The sequence below is a fragment of the Burkholderia sp. SCN-KJ genome (assembly GCF_024656005.1).
Classification (GTDB): domain Bacteria; phylum Pseudomonadota; class Gammaproteobacteria; order Burkholderiales; family Burkholderiaceae; genus Burkholderia.
Genome location: NZ_JANKOG010000002.1, coordinates 237,492 through 257,465, shown reverse-complemented (window position 1 = coordinate 257,465; position 19,974 = coordinate 237,492). Strand labels below are relative to the sequence as shown.

16 protein-coding genes are annotated in these 19,974 nt (G+C 68.3%); 7 read left to right on the top strand and 9 right to left on the bottom strand.

What is annotated here, in order from left to right; genetic code table 11:
• Positions 1-129 precede the first annotated feature (129 nt).
• The 5 genes from sctD to NQV17_RS04495 all read right to left on the bottom strand — a co-directional run bounded on the left by sctD (position 130) and on the right by NQV17_RS04495 (position 7,077).
• A complete protein-coding gene (gene sctD / locus NQV17_RS04515; RefSeq protein ID WP_257769254.1) occupies positions 130-1,497 on the bottom strand; it encodes a type III secretion system inner membrane ring subunit SctD in 1,368 nt (455 codons plus the stop codon).
• Positions 1,478-3,517: a type III secretion system outer membrane ring subunit SctC gene (gene sctC, locus NQV17_RS04510; protein WP_257769251.1), complete on the bottom strand. Its 2,040-nt coding sequence runs from the start codon at positions 3,515-3,517 to the stop codon at positions 1,478-1,480. Before sctC ends, sctD begins: the two co-directional genes overlap by 20 nt.
• On the bottom strand, positions 3,517-3,795 hold the full coding sequence (gene sctS, locus NQV17_RS04505; RefSeq protein WP_257769250.1) for a type III secretion system export apparatus subunit SctS: 279 nt from the start codon (positions 3,793-3,795) through the stop codon (positions 3,517-3,519). The genes sctC and sctS overlap by 1 nt, the downstream gene beginning before the upstream one ends.
• Complete coding sequence (gene sctV, locus NQV17_RS04500) at positions 3,792-6,005, bottom strand: type III secretion system export apparatus subunit SctV (RefSeq protein ID WP_257769241.1); 2,214 nt, start codon at positions 6,003-6,005, stop codon at positions 3,792-3,794. Before sctV ends, sctS begins: the two co-directional genes overlap by 4 nt.
• Positions 6,006-6,243: 238 nt before the next feature.
• Positions 6,244-7,077: an autoinducer binding domain-containing protein gene (locus NQV17_RS04495; RefSeq protein ID WP_044847604.1), complete on the bottom strand. Its 834-nt coding sequence runs from the start codon at positions 7,075-7,077 to the stop codon at positions 6,244-6,246.
• Positions 7,078-7,357: 280 nt separating this feature from the next.
• On the opposite strand from NQV17_RS04495, the gene NQV17_RS04490 reads away from it, so the two are divergent.
• Positions 7,358-8,263, top strand: a complete 906-nt coding sequence (locus tag NQV17_RS04490; protein WP_257769237.1) for a LuxR family transcriptional regulator — start codon at positions 7,358-7,360, stop codon at positions 8,261-8,263.
• An 86-nt stretch (positions 8,264-8,349) separates the two neighbouring features.
• Here the strand turns inward: NQV17_RS04490 and NQV17_RS04485 are convergent, their stop codons facing one another.
• Positions 8,350-9,996 carry an Nramp family divalent metal transporter gene (locus tag NQV17_RS04485; RefSeq protein WP_257769235.1) on the bottom strand — a complete coding sequence of 549 codons (1,647 nt, stop codon included), beginning with the start codon at positions 9,994-9,996 and terminating at the stop codon, positions 8,350-8,352.
• On the opposite strand from NQV17_RS04485, the gene NQV17_RS04480 reads away from it, so the two are divergent.
• The 4 genes from NQV17_RS04480 to NQV17_RS04465 all read left to right on the top strand — a co-directional run bounded on the left by NQV17_RS04480 (position 9,995) and on the right by NQV17_RS04465 (position 13,185).
• On the top strand, positions 9,995-10,189 hold the full coding sequence (locus tag NQV17_RS04480; RefSeq protein WP_257770270.1) for a hypothetical protein: 195 nt from the start codon (positions 9,995-9,997) through the stop codon (positions 10,187-10,189). The two genes, NQV17_RS04485 and NQV17_RS04480, sit on opposite strands and share 2 nt — an antisense overlap.
• A 308-nt stretch (positions 10,190-10,497) precedes the next feature.
• Positions 10,498-10,827, top strand: a complete 330-nt coding sequence (locus tag NQV17_RS04475) for a hypothetical protein (RefSeq protein ID WP_185733790.1) — start codon at positions 10,498-10,500, stop codon at positions 10,825-10,827.
• A 487-nt stretch (positions 10,828-11,314) separates the two neighbouring features.
• Positions 11,315-11,584: a hypothetical protein gene (locus tag NQV17_RS04470; protein WP_257769232.1), complete on the top strand. Its 270-nt coding sequence runs from the start codon at positions 11,315-11,317 to the stop codon at positions 11,582-11,584.
• Positions 11,585-11,694: 110 nt separating this feature from the next.
• Positions 11,695-13,185, top strand: a complete 1,491-nt coding sequence (locus tag NQV17_RS04465; RefSeq protein ID WP_257769230.1) for a carbohydrate porin — start codon at positions 11,695-11,697, stop codon at positions 13,183-13,185.
• Positions 13,186-13,276: 91 nt separating this feature from the next.
• On the opposite strand, the gene treA is transcribed toward NQV17_RS04465, so the two are convergent.
• Complete coding sequence (gene treA / locus NQV17_RS04460; RefSeq protein ID WP_257769228.1) at positions 13,277-14,992, bottom strand: alpha,alpha-trehalase TreA; 1,716 nt, start codon at positions 14,990-14,992, stop codon at positions 13,277-13,279.
• 179 nt (positions 14,993-15,171) lie between these two features.
• The gene (locus NQV17_RS04455) at positions 15,172-15,372 is read right to left on the bottom strand and encodes a hypothetical protein (protein WP_257770268.1); all 201 of its coding nucleotides are present in this window, start codon (positions 15,370-15,372) and stop codon (positions 15,172-15,174) included.
• On the opposite strand from NQV17_RS04455, the gene NQV17_RS04450 reads away from it, so the two are divergent.
• Complete coding sequence (locus NQV17_RS04450) at positions 15,323-16,711, top strand: MFS transporter (RefSeq protein WP_257769226.1); 1,389 nt, start codon at positions 15,323-15,325, stop codon at positions 16,709-16,711. The two genes, NQV17_RS04455 and NQV17_RS04450, sit on opposite strands and share 50 nt — an antisense overlap.
• Before the next feature lie 347 nt (positions 16,712-17,058).
• Positions 17,059-18,270, top strand: coding sequence for a winged helix-turn-helix domain-containing protein (locus tag NQV17_RS04445; RefSeq protein WP_257769224.1), 1,212 nt, complete (start codon positions 17,059-17,061; stop codon positions 18,268-18,270).
• Between the two features lie 184 nt (positions 18,271-18,454).
• On the opposite strand, the gene NQV17_RS04440 is transcribed toward NQV17_RS04445, so the two are convergent.
• Positions 18,455-19,513, bottom strand: a complete 1,059-nt coding sequence (locus NQV17_RS04440) for an alpha/beta fold hydrolase (protein ID WP_308235368.1) — start codon at positions 19,511-19,513, stop codon at positions 18,455-18,457.
• Between the last annotated feature and the right edge of the window lie 461 nt (positions 19,514-19,974).

Genomic DNA, 19,974 nt, shown 5'->3' with positions numbered 1-19,974 from the left:
TCATTGAACTGCTTGCCTGTTCCGGCGGCGGCCCCATGCCCCGCCGGCGACGTGACGCGCCGCATGCACGCGGCGTGTCGCGTAATGCGCGCACCGCGCGACACGCGATGCGCAAGTCCTGTCGCGGCGCTAGTGCGCCGCCGCCTTCGATGCGCCGGCCGCGGCAACTGCTGGTGCGGCCGGTACCGCCGGCGCATCCGGCAACAACGCCGGCCCGGGCACCGGCTGCGCGACGCCGGCCGCCGCGCCGCTCGCGAGCGGCGGCACGGGCGGCGCCGGCGCCCGCTCGGGCGCGCTCGCGGACGGGCCGCCGAGCGGCATCGTGATGCGCTGGCCGTTGCGTTCGAACACCACTTCGTCCGGGCCGATCGACACCACGGTCGGCCCTTCCTTCAGCCGCGCGCCTTCGAAATAGCGGCTGCCGTCGGCGGTCTCGATGTAGCGCTGGTCGCCATCGCCCGCGAACACCGTCGTGATCTCCGGAATCCCCGCGACGCCGCCGAGCGTCGTCGCGGTGCGCGGCGCGGCCGCATCGGCGTCGCGCACGTGGTCGACCACCTCGAGCGCCGGGCGCGCGTCCTTCATGTAGTTGCGGATACGCGGCTCGATCTGCGCTCGCTCGGCCGCCCCCGTCAATTCGATCCGGCCGCGGCCGAGATAGGTGACCGTCAGCGCCGTGTCGCTGAAATACGTCTGCGCGGTCGCGACGAGATCGCTGACCACGTAGAGATTGCCGAGCGCCGCGTTGTCGACGCCCGCGACGATCTGCGCGACGCGTTCCCGCGCGGCCGGGTCGCTCACGTAACCCGACACGATCACGCCGTCGTCGCGCGGCGCGACGGCGAGCTCCGGATACGCGTGCAGCAGCTGCTGCAGCCGGTGCGTGCGCGCGAGCACCGACTCGTGCTGCCACGGCAGGCGCCCCGACCATGCGACGAAGCCGTAACCGAGCGCGCCGAGCAGCACGCCGATCCACAGTGCGACGACCGCGATCACGAGCCGCCGGCTGCCGAGACGGCGCAGCCCGCCGGTGAGCCAGCCGAGCCACGCGGCCTCGCGCGCGGCGTCCGGCGCGTCGGCCTCGTCGGGCACCGCGACGCTCGCCTGCGCGTGACGCGCGATGCCGAGCTTGATCGAGCCGACCGTCACGACGTCCTGCGGCGTCATCGAGCGGCGGCCCGCGCCGAGCGGCGCGTCGTTGAACAGCACCGGCGCGCCGCCGTCGCCGCCGTGGTTCTGCACCGTCACCGCGAGCGCGCCGACCTGCAGGCACACCTGTTTCGCGCCGATCTCGCGATCGGGCAGGATCACTTCGCAGTCGGCCGCGGTGCCGACCCAGTTCGCGCCGCGCGCGAGCGACATCGTGCGGCCGTACATCGGCCCGCTGAGGAAACACAGGTTCCACGGCGACGCGAGCGCGGGCGCCCCGGCCGCGGCGCCCGCCGCGCCGCCGGACAATGCGCCGTCGCCGTGCGGGTCAATGATGGTCGTCGACATGGGTGGACGCTCCTGCGGTCGTCGCCACCGGCTGCGCCGCCGAATCCTTCGGCGGCGGCAGCGCGGGCGGGCCGAACTTGGTGCCGGGCAGCGGCGCGGGCGTGAGCGGCACCGCGATGTCGTTGTCCGGCGGGCGATACATCGACGTGCCGTTCGAACCGGCCGGCCCGTCCGCGCCCGGGTTCACCGGCGAGCCGTCCGGCGCGTACATCGACGCGGTCGTCACCACGCGCGGCGTCAGCAGGTAGAACCGCTCCATGTGGTTGCCCGACTTGTCGGTGTACTTGAACAGGTTGCCGATCAGCGGGATGTCCGACAGCCACGGCACGCCGCTCTTGTTCAGCCGCACATCGTCGTCGTTGAAGCCCGCGATCAGGAGGCTCTTGCCTTCGTCGATCATCGTCTTGGTGACGATGTTGCGCTGCTGGATCACCGGCACGTTCGACACGGCCTGGCCCGGCACGATGTTGCCGTCCTGGATGTCGATCGACATCATCACGCTCTGCGGGTTGCCGGACACGGCGGCCGCGTTGCGGATCGCCTCGTCGACGATCATCGGCGTCACCTTGATGCTGGTGCCGGTCGTCACGCTGTACAGCGACGAATCCTGGTAGCCCTGCACCTGCACGTAGAACTGCGTGAGGTTCTCGAGAATGGCCTCGGTGTTGTCGAGCGCGAGAACCTTCGGCTTCGAGCGCAGTTGCGCCTGCCCCTTCTGCGCGAGCGCGTTCACGCGCGTGAGCAGGTAGTTGCGCAGCGAGCCGCCGATCGACGCGGTCAGCGCGATGCCGGTCGGCATGAAGGTGCCGGTCTGCCCGGTTTCCGACGCGCCGACGCCGAACGTCAGCGGCGGATTGCCGGCGCCGTTGTACTGCGTGTTGCCGTTCAGCGGATTCGCGCCGTTGCCGATCTGCACGTCGCCGTGCGTCGTGTGCAGGCGCCAGTCGATCCCGAGGCTGTCGAGCGAATCCTCGTTGATGTCGATGATCGTCACGTTGATCTCGACGATGCGCGGCCGCTCGTCGAGCTGGTTGATCAGCGACTGGTAGCGGTACATGTTCTCCGGCAGGTCGCGCACGATCACCGCGTTGATCGCCGGATCGGCAACGATCTGCGGCAGCGTGTCGCCACCGCCGCCGCTCGAGAACGGCGAGACACCGCCGGCAGCGCCGTCGGCACCGCCATAGCCGGCCTGGCGCGGGCCGCCGGCAATGTCCGGGAAGTCGAGCCGCGGCACCGCGATCGTCAGCCCCGAGCCGAGCTTCACCTGGCGTGCGGCCTGCCCGAGCGGCGTGCTCGACGGCAGCTCGCTCGTGCCGCCGCCCTTGCCGAACAGCCGGCGCAGGATCGTCGCGACGCCCGGCACCGTCACTTCCTTGCCCGAGCGGTTGATCGTGAAGTCGGACGCCCAGCCGTACCGGAGCCGGAACGCGCGGATGTCCGCATGCGCGCCGTTCGCCGACGGATCGCCGACCGAGCCGACCGCCTGCCGCACGAGCTCCACGTAACGACGCGGGCCGGCCACGTACACGCTGTTCGCGCGATCGTTGATCACGAGCGTGTAGCGCTTGTCGGGAATCTGCATCGCCTGCAGCGCGCGGCCGATCTCGCCGGCCGCGTTCGGCGGGATCGGGATCATCTGCGTCTGCGACTGGTCGGCCGGGTCGACGTACAGGAACGAGCCGTCGTAGTACCACGTGAGCCCGTAGGTCGAGCAGATCGTGTCGAGCGTCTGCTGCGGCGTGCCCGAGAAGCGGCCGCTGATCACGCCGTCGACCTTCGGGTCGACCACGGCCGTCACGCCCTGCGACGACGCGAGCTCGCGAATGAAGTCGCCGATCTTCTTGCCGTTCGCGACGATCGTGAACGGCTTGTTGCGCCAGCGCAGGTCCGCCGCGCGCGCCGGCTGCGCGACCGTCACGCACAGCGACGCCGCGAGCAGCGCGGTCGCGCACATGGCGAGCGCGGCCCGTTGCAGGCGGCGCGGTTGAAACCGGATCGGGGCGACGCGTTGACGCATCAATACACTCCTGTGGAAGAAACGAACATGCGTTCCAGCGCCTGCTGCGCGAAGCGCAGCACCTCGCTGCCGAGCCAGCCTGACAGCAGCACGAGCGCGACCATCACGGCGATCAGCCGCACCGCGATGCCGAGGTTGGCGTCCTGCACCTGCGTGACGGCCTGCAGGATCGCGACGACGAGGCCGGTGACGGTGGCAATCAGCACGATCGGCAACGACAGCAGCAGCACCAGCATCAGCGCCTGCCGGGTCAGGTCGAGGATGGTCGAGCTCGTCATTGCACGACTCCCGGCGCACGCACGCCGGCACCCGCGCCGAGCGTGCCGTCGTCGGGCGGGTTCTTCACCCAGCCGACCGTATGCAGCTGCACGTCCTCCTCGACCTCCTGGTACGACAGCACCGCGAGTTCCGGCAGCACCGGCTGCAAAATCGTCTTCACGTAGCGGCGCGCGCCGAGCGCGACCATCACCGCGACCCGCGCGGCGCCCGGCGGGTTGCCGTGGCCGCCCGCGCCTGCCGGCTGCGCCGCCGTCGCGGCCTGCACGATCGCGCGCACCTGTTCGCCGATGTCCTGCTTGATCGCGCTCGACAGCGCGAGGAAATTGCCCTGCTTCGTGCGCATCACCGCGTTCTCGATCCGCTCCTGCAGGTTCTGCTCGAACAGCACGACGCGCAGCTGCCGCGTCGCGCCCGCATGGCGATCGGTGATCATCCGGCGCAAGTCGACGCGCACCAGCTCGACCAGCGCGATCACGTCGTCCGGCTCGTTCGGCGCCCACGTGATCAGGCTTTCGAAAATCACGCGCAGGTTGCGGATCGGCACCTGTTCGGCCAGCAGCCGGCGCAGCACCTCGGTCACGCGTTGCAGCGGCACGAGCCGCGTCAGTTCGCCGACGAGTTCCGGATGCTCGCGGCGCACCAGGTGCACGAGCGCCTGCGTTTCCTGGATGCCGAGCAGCTCGTCCGCATGCTGGCGCACGATCTGCTCGACGTGCGCGGCGAGCGCGCCTTCGCTCGTCAGCCACTTGCCGTCCGGCGCCGCGCCGTCGGGCTTGATCCACAGCGCGGTCGCGAACGGGCCGAACGCCTCGGCCGGCTGGCGCTCCGCGCGCTCCGGCAGCGGCGCGACGCCGTCCCACAGCAGCCAGCCCGGCTTCAGCGCGCCATGCGCGGCGAGCACGTCCTGCAGATAGATCCGGTACGTGCCGGGCGCCGCCCCTTCGTCGTCGTTCAGCGTGATGCGCGGAAAAACCGTGCCGATGTCCGCGTCGACGCGCGCCTTCGCGCTCGACAGCGCGGCCTGCAACTGCGCGAGGTTCAGCGTCGTGCGCAGGTCGTCCGACAGCGACACCGCGATCAGCGACGTGACGCCTGCCGCGTGCGACACCTTCGCCGGCTGGCCGTCGTCGGTCGCGCCGATGCGGCCCGCGATATGAATCAGGTTGAAGCTCGGCGCGGTCGTCTTGCGCTTGAGCTGCATGAAGGCGAACGCGCCGAGGCCGAGCGCGATCAGCGCGAACGACCATTTCGGAAAACCGGGCACGACGAGGAACCCGGCCAGCACCAGCGCCGCGATCAGCAGCGCGCGCGGATGCGCGCCGAGCTGCTCGCCCAGCTGTTCGCCGAGCTGGCGCTGCCGCGTGTCGCGCGTTGCGACGCGCGTCGTCACGATGCCCGCCGCGATCGACACCAGCAGCGACGGGATCTGCGACGCCATCCCGTCGCCGACCGTCAGGATCGCGTAGCGCTGCAGCGCCTCGCCGATATCCATCCCGTGCATCAGCGTGCCGACCGCGATGCCCGCGACGATGTTGATGAACGCGATCACGAGGCCCGCGATCGCATCGCCCTTCACGAACTTCATCGCGCCGTCCATCGCGCCGTGCATCTGCGATTCCTGTTCGAGCTTCTCGCGGCGCTCGCGCGCTTCGTCGGCGCTGATGATGCCCGCGCGCAGGTCCGCGTCGATGCTCATCTGCTTGCCCGGCATCGCGTCGAGCGAGAAGCGCGCGCCGACTTCGGCGACCCGCTCCGAACCCTTCGCGATCACGATGAACTGCACGACGGCGATCACCAGGAACACCACGCCGCCTACCACGACGTTGTTGCCGACCACGAGCCGGCCGAACGCGTCGATCACGTGGCCCGCGTTCGCGTGCAGCAGGATCAGCTTGCACGACGCGATGTTCAGCGCGAGCCGGAACAGCGTGGTGAACAGCAGCAGCGCGGGAAACGACGAGAAGCTGACCGCCGACGGCACGTAGGTCGACACCGTCAGCAGCACGACGCTCGCGGCGAGGTTCAGCGAGATCATCCCGTCGAGCGCGGCTTGCGGCAGCGGCAGGATGAACAGCGCGACCACCGACACGATGAACGCGGCGAGAAACAGGTCGGCGCGCGGCGATGCCCCGAGACGGCGCCCGGACACGCTGCGGCCAGCGGAAAAGATCCGCTGCCAGTCGCGAGGGAGCGCCTTCGGTTCTGCCATCGTGCCGTCGTCCTGTCGTTGTCGCCAGCGGACGCGGGCCGTCATGCCCCGCGTCGCGCGGACCGTTGAATGGGACGAGTGTAGCGACGCGCAACCGCGCAAAAAGGGAAGCGCCTCGTAGCGTCGCGGCCGTTTTCCGGTGACGATCGGATCGGACTACGAAACCCGGCGGCGCCTGCGCGCGCGCATCGCCGGAACCGCTTCCATCGCGCGGCGGGCGCCGCGCGGGAAGACAGGGTCAGGACTCCAGACGGCGCGCGGCGAGATACGCGAGCTGCGCGCGGTTCTGCACGTTGAAGAGTTTTTCGAGCGAGCGGATATGGTGACCGACCTTGTGCAGCGACGTGCGCAGCGCGCTCGCGATCTCCTGGTCGGACAGCCCGTGCACGAGCCGGTCGAGCACCTGCTGCTGCTCGTCGCCGAGCGCGAAGCCGCGCATGCGCGCGATGCGCGCCTCGAGAAACGGCAGCGCGACGCGATGCACGGCGAGGCTCACCGACAGCGCACCGCCGATCACGCGATCGTCGATCCATTCGGTGCCGTGGGCTTCCGACGTCACGTTCACGGCAACGCGCAGGTCGAGCCGCGGCGCCGACAGGCTGAAGATCACGCCGCTGTTCATTGCGTGCGCACGCAGATGGCCGGCCAGCGCGAGCACCTTGCGGTCGCCGCTGCCCTGCGCGGCCGACTCGATCTCGTCGAGCCGCCACGCGACGGGGAAGCCGCTGCTGCGCACTTGCGCGAAACGCGGGTCGCTCTCGTAGAGCATGCCCTCGATATACGGCTGCATGAACGTCGCGGGCGCGAGGTCACGCAGCAGATGCGCGCACAGGATGCGCCGCCCGATCATCTCGTAGGCGCCGTAGCCGAGCGTGCTGAAACCGATTTGCCGCAATCGCGCATGGCATTGGGAGAAATCGACGGAAGCGAGGTCGGATTTACCGGGCGCGATTTGAATGCCGGTAAAAACGTCGCGCTCGATTGCATGAATTTCTTTCGAATAAGCGGCAGCGGCCGCGATATCGGCTTGCGAGAACCACTCGACGCGTGGCGCGTCGTCAGCATATGTCATGAGGAGCCCACCCTTTCCCAATATGTGAACCTGCCCCGTCACGATTTGGTCTTTTCTTTATGATTTTCTGGTCGACTCTATACCGGCGCGAATATGAACCTTTCGCCCGAATTAGTATTACGGCATATTACGCGCAGACAGGCATTTTTGTACAATGCCCCCGCGTTTCGTCTGGATGACGATCGGCGCATATCATAAAGATGCTCGATCGCATCGTCGCGGGCACCGTGCACGACACGGCGGCCGCTGCGCGATGCGCGTCGATTCCGAGGGATGATTCATGTCCGATATTGCATTGCAAGAAGAAGCGGTCGCCCCAACCTTGTCCCGTCCGCCGCGGCGGACGGTCGCCTGCGCCGGTGCGTCGAGAGAGCGCCCGGTGCAGGTCGTCTGGTGCGACGACGTCAAGCGCGACGACATCGCGCAGCCGCACGCGCCGAAGCTCGGTGTCGCCGATACGCTCGCGCACGCGCAAAGCACTGCCGAACGCAACCGGATCGTCACCAGCCTGCTGCACCTGACGGGCTTCTCGACGTTCGCGTATTTCGCGCTCGAATTCTCGCGGGAGCGTGTCGAAAGTCTCTACCTGCACGAGGCGTTCACGCCGCCCACCTATCGCGGCGACTACGTCCGGCACAACCATCACGACATCGATCCGCGCACGCTCGACGCGCGCGTGTGCAACATGCCGATCGTGTGGGACCTGCAGCAGCTGCGCCGCGAACACCGCGCGCGCGACGGCGGCCCGTGCGTGAGCCCGGCCGCGCTCGACGGTTTCCTGCAGACGATGCAGGACGACGGCATGTGCAGCGGCATCATGTATTCGATGGCCGTGCCCGGCACGCGGCTGCATGCGTTCATGAGCTTCACCGCGCCGCGCCGCACGCGCGAGTGGATCACGCCGGCGACGATCGAGCAGGCGCTGTCGATCGGGCTGTCGGTGCACAAGTTCGCGTCGCCGCAACTGATCGCGACGTCGCGCGAACGCGCCGTGAACGGGCTCACGCCGTTCGAGCAGGAACTGCTGCTGGGCATCGCGGAAGGCGCGTCGGACAAGGAGATCGGCCGGCGCCTCGACACCAGCGCGCACAACGTCGACTATCACCTGCGCAAGCTGCGCAAGCGCTTCGGCGTCGCGAACCGGATCCAGCTCACGTACCTGACGTCGAAGCTCGAGCTGATCTGACGCGCACGCGCTCTGCCCGCGTAAACGCACATGCCGGCCTCGCGGGCCGGCATGTGCGCAACACCAGGAGATGACGCCGAACGGCGTTACTTCAGCAGCGTCATCTGCACGACCTTGACGATCACGAGACCGACCGCGATCACCAGATAGCCGCGCAGCACGGCCATCCAGACGCGCGTCGCGACCGTCATGTTCTGCGGTTCGAGCGTGTCGAGCGGCGGCATGCGCCAGGTGGCGCGCAGCGCGCGATCGATGCCCGGCTCGACGACGCGCTTGTTGCGGCGGATCAGCACCGTCGCGAGATAACCGACGATCGCGAGCACCGTGCCGCCGACCAGCACGTCGACGATCGCTTCGCCGCTGATGTCCGGATACATCACCGAGGCGGTGAGGATGATCGACAGCAGCACGAGCACCCAGATCACCGCGCCCGTGAAGATGTTGAGCTTCGTCGAGTTGACCCACGGGCCGAGCACCTGGCGATCGTTGCACAACACGAGCAGGAACACCGTCGCGCTCGGCAGCAGCACGCCCGCGAGCGTCTGCACCGCTTCGGTCAGCAGGCCGAGCGGGCTGCCCGGGATCAGCACGAGCGCGGCGGCGGCCGCGACGATCCCGAAGTAGACGAGATAGAAGCCCTTCGCGTCGGACACGCCGCGATGCAGCGAATGACGGATCTTGAACACGTCGCCGATCGCGTACGCGGTCGACAGCGACACCGCCGCCGCGCCGATGATGCACGCGTCGAGCAGCGCGACCGCGAACAGCGTCGCGCTGGTGCGGCCCGCATACTTCTCGAGGCCCGCGATCACGCCGCCCGCGTCGCTGAAGTTGCCCGCTTCCGGATGGCCGCCGAACAGCGCGGCGCTGAAGCCGATCATCGCGACCGCGCCGATCAGCACGAACGCGATGCCGATCCACAGATCGACCTTCTCGTACTTCATGAAGCGCGGCGTGATGCGCTTGTCGATCACGTAGCTCTGCTGGAAGAACAGTTGCCACGGCGCGACCGTCGTGCCGACGATGCCGATCACGAGCAGCATCACGTCGGACAGCTTCGCGTGCGCGGGCCAGTTCGGCACGAAGAAGTCGCGCGACATCTGCGCCGCCGGCGGGTGGATCGACACGAGCACCGGCACGAGCAGCAGGCTCAGCACGCACAGCACGATCGCGAACCGCTCGAAGCGCCTGAAGTCGCCGGTACTCACGGCCGCCATCGTCAGCGCGGCCGCCACGCATACGCCCGCGACCTTCGGGAGCCCGAAGAAAGCCAGCACGAACGTGATGCCGATGAACTCGGTGACGATCGTCAGCGCGTTGAGCAGGAACAGGTCGATCACGCTGAACGCGCCCCAGAACTTGCCGAAGCGCTCGAAGATCAGGCGCGCATGGCCGACGCCCGTGACCGCGCCGAGGCGCAGCACCATTTCCTGGTTCACGTACAGCACCGGCACGAGCAGCAGCAGCGTCCACAGCAGCGTCGTCCCGTAGTTCTGGCCGGCCTGCGTATAGGTGCCGAACGCGCCCGCGTCGTTGTCGCCGACCATCACGATGAGGCCGGGCCCGATGATCGCGAGCAGCGTGCGCAGGCGCGCCCACCACGTGCCGCGCGCGGCGGTGTCGTGATGCGCGATGGTGCCGAGCGCGCCGCGGATGTCGCCCAGGTGGGCTTCGTCGAGCACGGCGGCGCGTTCGACGGCGATCGGTGGAGAGACGTTTGATGGCGTGGACATGATGAATTCCGTACGGCTGTTTTTTTCGGTCAAGCGTGTGGTCTTGGAATACGCGCGCATAACAGGCCCGAAGCCCGCGCGCGCATGCCGAGACGCGCTCGGCGTTTCAGTTCAGCAAAGCAGCGATATGAACCGGTTGAACAAGCGGGAAAACACCCGCGGACGGGCGTCGAGCATCGGCATCGCGTCGTAGTGCGGATGCGATCGCGTGACTTGCGGAAGATTCGACAGCAGAAGGCCGAAGTTCATGGTCTGGCTCCTGGCGGCAGCGGCATGCATGCCGGCCGCGTGGTGGGTGCGGGGCCAGTCCGGGGCCTGAACGACGTGTCAGGCTAGTCGGCCGGCATGTCCCTGCGACCCGGGTTCAAAAGGGTGTGTTGGTGCAACGGGCATAAGGGACAACTGTCACTGTCGTTCATGGCGGCTCCTGTGCGGTGTTCCGGAGAACACGGTTGGCCGCCGCCCGGCGCGCGGGCCGCCGTTCGGATGCATGCGAAACGCATGCGCGAACGCGGCCGCGCGCCGGGCGGCGGCGAAACCGGATGGCGCATGCGCAAACGCATCACGCTGACCGGCGCGAATCAGGGTGCACGAGGGGGTTACTGCGAAATACTGCTGCGCGCACCGTTTGCCTGGGGGACAAACGGCGGCTTCGATGAGGCGCGGACGTCGGTCGCTCAGGCGGAAACTTCGTTCGAAGATCGACTACTGCAGGCGTCCAAGGCGGCGGCCCCAAGAGTGAAGATGGCGGATTCTATGGACCGGCCGAAACGGAAGTCAACCCTTTGGAACCGGCTTGACGGAATATTTTTTCGGGTTCATGCGGACTGAAAGATTCGCGCCCGGAATGACGCGCCGCAACCTTTCAGCGCCTCGAAGCGCACGCGCCGCCGATGCATGCGAGCAACAGTCGCCGCGCGCCGCCGGCAGGCAGTCGCAGCGGGCATCGACCGGCCCGGATGGGGCGCCGCAGGCGGTGCGAAATGCGCAACGTCGCCGCCTTTTTTGCTTGCACCGCAGCAAAACTCGCGACTACAATCCGCCCCAATTCATCAAGGGAGTCCCTTCGTGGACGCATGCTCCAGTTGCAGTTCGATGCCGGTCGAGGCCGGCCAAGCCATCGCGAGATAGCAGCCAGGCGCATGTCTTTCGCCGCTAGCTCGCCATCGTCGGGTTAGCGCGCTTCCTCCCGGGCCGGCATCGCCGGATCGTCCGTGTCGCACGCTCCGTTACGTTCCAACCGCCGAGCGCCGGTCGCGTCATGCTCCCGCGCTCGATCACGTCGTCCGGCAGGCGCCGGACCGGACGGAGGCACGTCATGTCGTTTCAATCGCTCATGGTCAGACTCAGGCAACTCGCGCGTGTCGTGTCCGACCGCTCGTTCGCTTCGGCCCTTGCACCGCTCGCCCACACGTTCGGCAACTGGCGCGGCAGCGCGCTCGCGCACCTGCCGGCGGCACCGCGCCCGCTCGAATGCGTGCTGGCCGGCGCGATGGCGGCCGCCGTCGCGCTCGTCGCGCTGCTCTGTGCGACCGCATCGCGCCTCGGCTTCGCGCACGTATGGCGGATCGGCGGCTGGCTGCCGTGACCGGTCGCGTGCAACGCGCCGCATGCCTGCGCGCCGCCGCCCGTACCCGAGCCATCGCTCCACGTTTTCATTTCTTCAGCCTAACTAATCAATCGAATAATGGAGCCCGCATGAAGAATCGCTTCGAATCCGCTCCGCGCACACCGCGCCTCGACGCGCTCGCCGCGCTGTTGCTGTCGCTCGCGGCCGCGCCTGCGTTCGCGCAATCGTCGTCACCGGCCAGCGCGGCCGAACCGGCCGCCGGAGCCAGCGACACTGCCGCCGCCCCCGCACCGGCCGCCGATGCTGCTGCGCCCGCCCCCACCGGTTTCTGGGAACGGTCGAACCTGCTCGGCAACATGGGCGGCCTGCGCGACGTGCTCGGCGATCACGGCGTCACGCTGAACCTGCAGGAAACCAGCGAATACCTGTACAACGCCGCGGGCGGCACGCAGCGCGGCGGTGCCTACCAGGGCCTCACGCAATTCGGCTTCAACGTCGATACGGAGAAGGCGATCGGCCTGCCGGGCGGCACGTTCAACGTGTCCGGGTTGCAGATCCACGGCACCAACCTCACGCAGCGCTATTTGCAGACGCTGCAGACCGCGACCGGCATCGAGGCGAATTCGACCACGCGGCTGTGGGAGCTCTGGTACCAGCAGGCGTTCCTCGCCGGCAAGGCCGACGTGAAGGTCGGCCAGCAAAGCGTCGACCAGGAATTCATGGTCAGCCAGTACGCGGCGACGTTCATGAACGCGACGTTCGGCTGGCCCGTGCTGCCGGCGACCGACCTGCCGGCCGGCGGTGCTGCCTATCCGCTGTCGTCGCTCGGCGTGCGGCTGCGCGTGAAGCCGGCCGACGCGTGGACCGCGATGGTCGGCGTGTTCGACGGCAACCCGGCCGGCCGCAGCGACGGCGACGCGCAGGTGCTGAACGCGCACGGCACCAACTTCAACCTGCGCAGCGGCGCGTTCGTGATCGGCGAACTCCAGTACGCGCTGAACGCGCCGCCCGCCGACCCGAAGGCACCGCAACCGGCCGGCCTGCCCGGCACGTACAAGCTCGGCTTCTGGTATCAGTCGCAGCACGCGAACGATCCGCGCGTCGGCACCGACGGGCTGTCGCTCGCGGATCCGGCCAGCAACGGGATCCCCGCCACGCATCGCGGTAACTACGGTTTCTATGCGGTCGCGGATCAGATGGTATGGCGGCCGTCGGCGGACAGCCCGCGCTCGGTCGGCGTGTTCGCGCGCGTGATGGGCGCGCCGGGCGATCGCAACGTCGTCGATTTCGCGGCGAATGCGGGCGTGACGCTCAAGGCGCCGTTCAAGGGCCGCGACGACGATACGGCCGGCATCGCGGTCGGCTACGCGAAGATAGGCTCGCATGCGCGTGCGCTCGACGGCGACACCGGCAGGCTTGCGACGCCCGGCTATCCGGTGCGGCGCGCGGAAACGGTGATCGAGGCGACCTACCAGTACCAGGTCGCGCCGTGGTGGCAGGTGCAGGCCGACCTGCAGCACTTCTTCCGGCCGGGCGGCGGCATTCCGGACCCGAACGCGGCCGGCGCGCGCATCGGCGACGAAACGGTGGTCGGCGTGCGCACGACGATCACGTTCTGACATCCGCGCATGCGAAACGGGCCGGACTGCCGCGCGCGCGGCGATCCGGCCCGTGCTCGTTCAGGTGCGTGCATGCAATGCACGCGGCCCGTCACTCGCCATACAGCCCGAGCAGTTTCAGCGTGACGCCGTTGGTCCAGCCGAAGCCGTCCTGCAGTGGATATTCGCCACCCCCGCCGCCGCCCGCGCCAGCCCCTTCGACCACGTACTTCTCGACGAGCTTGCCTTCGGTTGCATATACATGCTTCACGTCGGCCAGAAAGCGCGTTCCGATGTCCTTCGCGAGCGCCGGCTCGCCGTAGCGGCGCAGCCCGTCGATCGCGATCCACTGCAGCGGCGCCCAGCCGTTCGGCGCATCCCACTGCTGGCCCGTGTTCGCGGTCGTCGTCGCGAGGCCGCCCGGCTGCAGCAGCGTCTTGCGCACCTCGCGCGCGGTGGCCTTCGCACGCTCGGGCCACGCGACACCCGCGAACAGCGGATACAGCGCGGCCGCCGTCACGCCGTCGCGCGGCTTGCGCAACTGCCAGTCGTAGTCGCCGTAATAGCCGCGGCGGTTCCACAGATAGTGGTTGATCGCGGCCGCGCGCCGCGCCGCCCGTCCGGAGAAATCCGCGACACACGCGAAGTCGCGCGTGACCGCGCAGCCCTTCACGATCGTCGTCTCGAGATGGAACATCAGGCTGTTCAGGTCGACCGGCACGATCGCCGTCGTGCGGATGGTCGCGAGCGTCCGGCCGTCGCCGAACCAGCGCGAGCTGTAGTCCCAGCCGCTTTCGGCACCCGCGCGCAGGTCGCGGTACACCTCGTTCGCGGGGCGATCCGGCACGGCCTTCGCGGTCGTCACGTCCTCGAGATACGACTCGTCGCGCGGCGTGTCGCTCGCGTCCCAGTAGCGGTTCAGCACCGCACCGTCCGGCATCGCGACCACGTTGCGCGCGGCCTGCCCGCGCGGCGTCGTCGTTTCGCCCTGCATCCAGTACGCATGCTCCTTGCGCAGCGCCGGCAGGTATTTCTGGTAGACCTTGTCGCCTTCGGCCTGCGCGGCGAGCGTGACCATGTACGCGAAGAACGGCGGCTGCGAGCGGCTCGCGTAGTACGTGCGGTTGCCGTTCGGGATGTGGCCGATCGTGTCGATCAGGTATGCGAAGTTGTCGAGCATGTCGTCGACGAGATCCTCGCGCCCCGACACCTGCAGCCCGAGCATCGTGAAATAGGTATCCCAGTAGTAGCCTTCGCGGAAGCGGCCGCCCGGCACCACATACGGCTTCGGCAACGCGATCAGCGAACTGTACGGCGGCACCGTCGTGCTGGTGCGCGTGAGCTGCGGCCACAGCCAGTCGATGTGCTGGCGCAGCGTCTGGTTCGCGGGCGGCGTGACCCCGCCTTCCGGCGGCGGCGTGAAGTGCTGGTCGACGAACGCCTTCAACGAGAAGCCCGGCTGCGACTTCTGTTGCTGATACAACTGTACGATCGTCGCCGGATCGGCGTTGGGCGTCGCGTCGACGAAGGTCTTCTGGTCGGGATAGAGTTGCGCCGTCTGCACCGCGACGAACAGGTCGCCGTAGAGCTGGCTCGGCGGCGGCAGCAGCGTGCCGGAAGCCGCCGCCGTGGCGGGCGCGGCGGACTGGCTGGCCGCCTGCATCGCGGCCTGGTTCGCGGCCTGGTTCGCACTGTCGGCCTGCGCGGCGCAGCCGGCGACCGCGAGGTAAGCGACGGCGAGCACGGCGGCCCAGCGCAGACGCGGCGCGGGCACGGATGGATGCGAGGCAGGATGCGATGCGGTCGATGCGGCGCGACGTGACGTCATGACGTGTCCCCTCCTTTCGATGATGAATGGTTCGGCAGGGGTCTCGTTCGCGCGTGCGCTCGTCTCGATGGCCGTCGATCGATGCGCGTCGTTGTCATCCGCGGATGAGTTCCGACTGTCGCACGAAACGCGCATCGCACGCAAGTTTCGCGGCCGCCCCCGCGGCGCGCGCGTCATATTCATGTCATGGACCGCACCGGCAGCGCGGTCGTCTCTTCTTCCACACGCGCTAACAGGAACGACTGTTGCAACATGCGGAACGAGCGTTGTCTCGCGTGACGCAACGACCACATTGTGGGCATAATGGCGTCTTTACCGCGCGCCCAGCCCATGTCGCCCGTCTTTCTAGCACCGCTCATCGTTGCCTGTGCGTTGTTCATGGAAAGCGTCGACGCGAACATCATCGTCACCGCCCTGCCCGCGATGGCGAGGGACTTCGGGCACAATCCCGTCACACTGAACATTGCGATCACGGCCTACGTGGTCGGCCTCGGCGTCTTCATCCCGATCTGCGGATGGCTTGCCGACCGCTTCAGCGCGCGCGCCGTGTTCCGCACCGCGATCGGCATCTTCGTTGCCGGCTCGCTGATGTGCGCGGCCTCCAATTCCCTCGGCGTGCTCACGTTCGCGCGCTTCGTGCAGGGCGTCGGCGGCGCGATGATGGTGCCGGTCGGCCGGATCATCATCTTCCGCGCGGTGCCGCGCTCCGATCTCGTGCGCGCGATGAACTACCTCGCGATTCCCGCGCTGTTCGGGCCGACGGTCGGGCCGCTCGTCGGCGGCTTCATCACGACCTACCTGCACTGGCGGATGATCTTCTTCATCAACGTGCCGATCGGCATCTACGGGATCTACCTCGCGAGCAAGCACATCGCGAACACGCACGAGGCCGATCCCGGCCCGCTCGACTGGTTCGGCTTCCTGCTGTCGGCGAGCGGCGCCGCGCTGCTGCTGATGGGGCTCACGCTGATCGACGGCGCGCTCACGTCGCGCGGCAACGCGCTCCTGATGTGCGCGGCCGGCGCGGCGATGCTCGCGCTTTACGTGCCGTACGCGCGCCGCAAGGCGCGCCCCGTGCTCGACCTCAGTTTCCTGAAGATCCCGACTTACCACGCGAGCGTGGTCGGCGGGTCGCTGTTCCGCATCGGCCTCGGCGCCGTGCCGTTCCTGCTGCCGCTCGCGCTGCAGGAAGGCCTCGGCATGAGCGCGTTCCACTCCGGGCTGATCACCTGCGCATCGGCTCTCGGCGGCGCGGTGAGCCGCTCGACGGCCACCCATACGCTGCGCCGCTTCGGCTTTCGCACGGTGCTGATCTACAACGCCGCGTTCGCCGGGCTCGCGATCGCCGCCTACGGCGTGTTCCATCCGGGCATGGCGACCTGGGCGATCTGGATGATCGTGCTGGTCGGCGGGATCTTCCCCGCGCTGCAGTTCACGAGCCTGAATTCGATGATCTACGCGGATATTTCGCAGGCCGATGCAGGCCGCGCGACGAGCCTCGGCAGTGTCGTGCAGCAGATGTCGCTCGGGCTCGGTGTGACGGTTGCCGGCCTCGTGCTGCACCTGTCGCACTGGCTGCAGGGGCATCAGACGATGGTGTGGTCGGATTTCTGGCCCGCGTTCGTCGTGGTCGGGCTGTGTTCGTTCGCATCGATTCCGATCACGCGGCGGCTGCCGCCCGGCGCCGGCGACGAAGTCGCGCGCGGCAAGCGGCAATGAACGGGCGGGCTGGCGGGAAAAGGCTGGCGGCGGAAAAGCGAAACAACAAAAAAAATCAGCGGACATCCACACGGGGCCGGTGCACAGCCGCATGGATGTCCGCTCAGGGCTCCGGGTCTCTCGTTGGGGGTTGAGAATCCCGGATCTGCTTCCTGCGTGCCATGGACATATGTGCGTCGGAAGCCGAATCGTTGCGCGCACATTTCGTCGCGCCATGACTGCACTATAGGGAAAGTCGCGCCGCGCATCTGTCAAGCATTGTCAGACGTGTCCCGTGCACGCGTCGCACACGTGCGCCGCTTTCGCGCTAAAGTGGTGCCCGACCGCCACCTTCAGCCGCCGCTCCGATGCTCACGCTTTCGCCCGCCGCCGCCCGCGCGCTGCATCTCGCCGCGCAGGGCCTGCTGACCCCGCCCCGCCGCAAGGCCACCAAGGCCGACGTGCTCGACACGATCCGCCGGATGGCGCAGTTACAGATCGATACGATTCATGTCGTCGCGCGCAGTCCGTATCTCGTGCTGTTCAGCCGTCTCGGCGACTTCGCCCCGCAGTGGCTCGACGAGCATCTCGCCGAGGCGCGCCTGTTCGAATACTGGTCGCACGAAGCGTGCTTCCTGCCGGTCGAGCAATTCGGGCTGATGCGCTACAAGATGCTCGATCCGTCGGGAATGGGCTGGAAATACGCGGCCGACTGGCACGCGCAGAACCGCGCCGAGATCGAGCGGCTGCTCGCGCGGATTCGCGACGAAGGCCCCGTGCGGTCCGCCGATTTCATCCGCGAAAACGGGGTGAAAGGCAACGGCTGGTGGGACCGCAAGCCCGAGAAAAAACACCTGGAAGTGCTGTTCACGACCGGCCACCTCATGGTGTCCGAGCGCCGCAATTTCCAGCGCATCTACGACGTGCGCGAGCGCGTGCTGCCCGGCTGGGACGATGCGCGCGACCTGCCGCCGCGCGACGCGGTGCTGCCCGCGCTGCTCGACTACACGTGCCGCGCACTCGGGATCGTGCGCGCGGACTGGGTGGCCGATTACTACCGGCTGCCGCGCCGTTCGTACCGCGCGGAACTCGAGCGACTCGCGGACGCGGGCGAGCTGATCCCGGTGCAGGTCGCCGACTGGAAGGAGCCGGCCTACGTGCATCGCTCGCTCGACGCGCTGCTGCCGGCCGCCGCGGCAGACACGCTGCGCTCGACGGTCACGACGCTGCTGTCGCCGTTCGATCCGGTGGTGTGGGACCGGCGGCGCGCCTCGACGCTGTTCGGGTTCGACTACACGATCGAGTGCTATACGCCCGCGCACAAGCGGCGCTACGGCTACTTCTGCCTGCCGGTGCTGCATCGCGGCCGGCTGATCGGGCGCGTCGACGCGAAAGCGCATCGCTCGCTCGGCACGTTCGAGTTGAAGACGGTGCATGTCGAGCCGGGCGTGCGGTTCGGCACGGGGCTCGCGGCCGACGTCGCGAAGGCCGTGAAACGGCTGGCGGCGTGGCATGGCACGCCGGAAGTCACGGTCGGGCACGCGCCGCCAGCGCTCGCGGACGCACTGCTCGGCGGCTGATCTGCCGCGGCGGCGCGACCGCTCGCCCGCCGCATGCATGCGCGCCGGCACCGTTGCCGTATCGACGCACTGCCGCATCGACCCATCGACCCATCGACCCATCGACGCGCCGACGCATCGAGGCGCCGACGCATCGAGACGCCGCCGCGCATGCCCGCCGCGCGGTGGGCCTCCGCTGCAACCGCTACCGCTTCGCGGCAATCCAGCGGGCAATGCCCGGCCACACGTCCTTCAGCGTGCGCGATCCCATGAACAGCCCGATATGTCCGCCCGGCACGAGCTGGCGCGTCACCTGCGAGGCGGGCGTTCCCACCAGCTCCTGCGCGGCGAACACCTGCTCCTGCGTCGTGATGTCGTCGGCAGCGCCGGCAAGCAGATAAACGGGGCACGTGATCGCCTTCAGGTCGAGCATCCGCCCGAGCGCGACGAACGTGCCCTTCGCGAGCCGGTTCTCCTTGAAGATCTGCACGATCGCCTGCAGATACCAGCGCCCCGGCAGGTCGATCGGACTTTCGTACCAGTTCGCGAATGCTTCGCGCTTGCGCAGGTAGTCTGCATCGTCGAGGTGTTCGTACAGGTCGACGTGCTCGGCGAGATAGTGCTGGTCGGGATGCATGTTCTTCCAGCCGCGCAGCATGAAACGCCCGCGCATCAGGCCGCCGCCCATCGTCACCAGTTCCTCGTAGAACGACGTCGGATAGGTGTGCGCCATCCGCTTGATCGGACCGTCGCCCGCATCCGTGTCGATCGGCGCGCCCGCGAGCACGAGGCTCGCGACCTTGTGCGGAAAGCGCGCCGCATACATCGCGGACATCCACCCGCCCTGGCACAGACCGACGAGATTCACGCGCCCGCCGAGCTCGTCGACGCAGACGTTCAGCTCGGCCAGGTACTGGTCGATCTCGAGGTCCCGCATGTCTTCGGTCGCCGAACGCCAGTCGGTCAGGTACAAGCGCGTCACGCCGTGCTCGCGCAGCGTCTGCATCAAACTCTGCCCCGGCTGATAGTCGGCGATCATCGCCCGGTGTCCCGCATACGGCGCTTCGACGATCGTCGGCAGCCCGTGCGCCGGCGCGACCGAATAATCGCGGAACGTCATCGTGCGCAGTTCCAGCAGCGCGCGGTTCGGCGACGCCAGCGCCGGATGCGGTTCGCAATGCAGCTTCTCCTCTTCCGCGACGAAACGCAGGTTGCGCGCGGTGAGTGCCGAGCCGAGCCGGACCATCGCGGCGGCGGCGGCCATCGGCCAGAAGATCGGCAACGCCGGCGCGCTGGCGGACGTCGCGGAAAGCGGGATGGTATCGGTATCGCTCGAATTCATTGAATTCATCGAATTCCTGGCTACTGGGAACATGAAGGGGAAAAAGCCGTACGCGGGCTGCGCGACGATCGTCCGCGCTACACCCGCGGCGAATCGCACGTCACGCGCGCGGCCGTGACGTATGCGTGACGTTTGCGTCTTTCGATGCGTCCGCAACGATCTTCCGATGCGGGCGGCAATCGGTCATCGAACGCCCGGTGCGACGATCGGCGAAACCATTCTGGTCCGTAACCGGAAGCGATCGCTTGATCGCCGTCAATCGTTTCAGGTGAAATCCCGATAGCATGAAATCGCGCGATGATAGTTCGATGGCCGCGGCGCAGTATCTGCCGGCCTCGCGGCCGACATCGCGTCGCCACAGCGCACCGGCGACACCGGGCGAC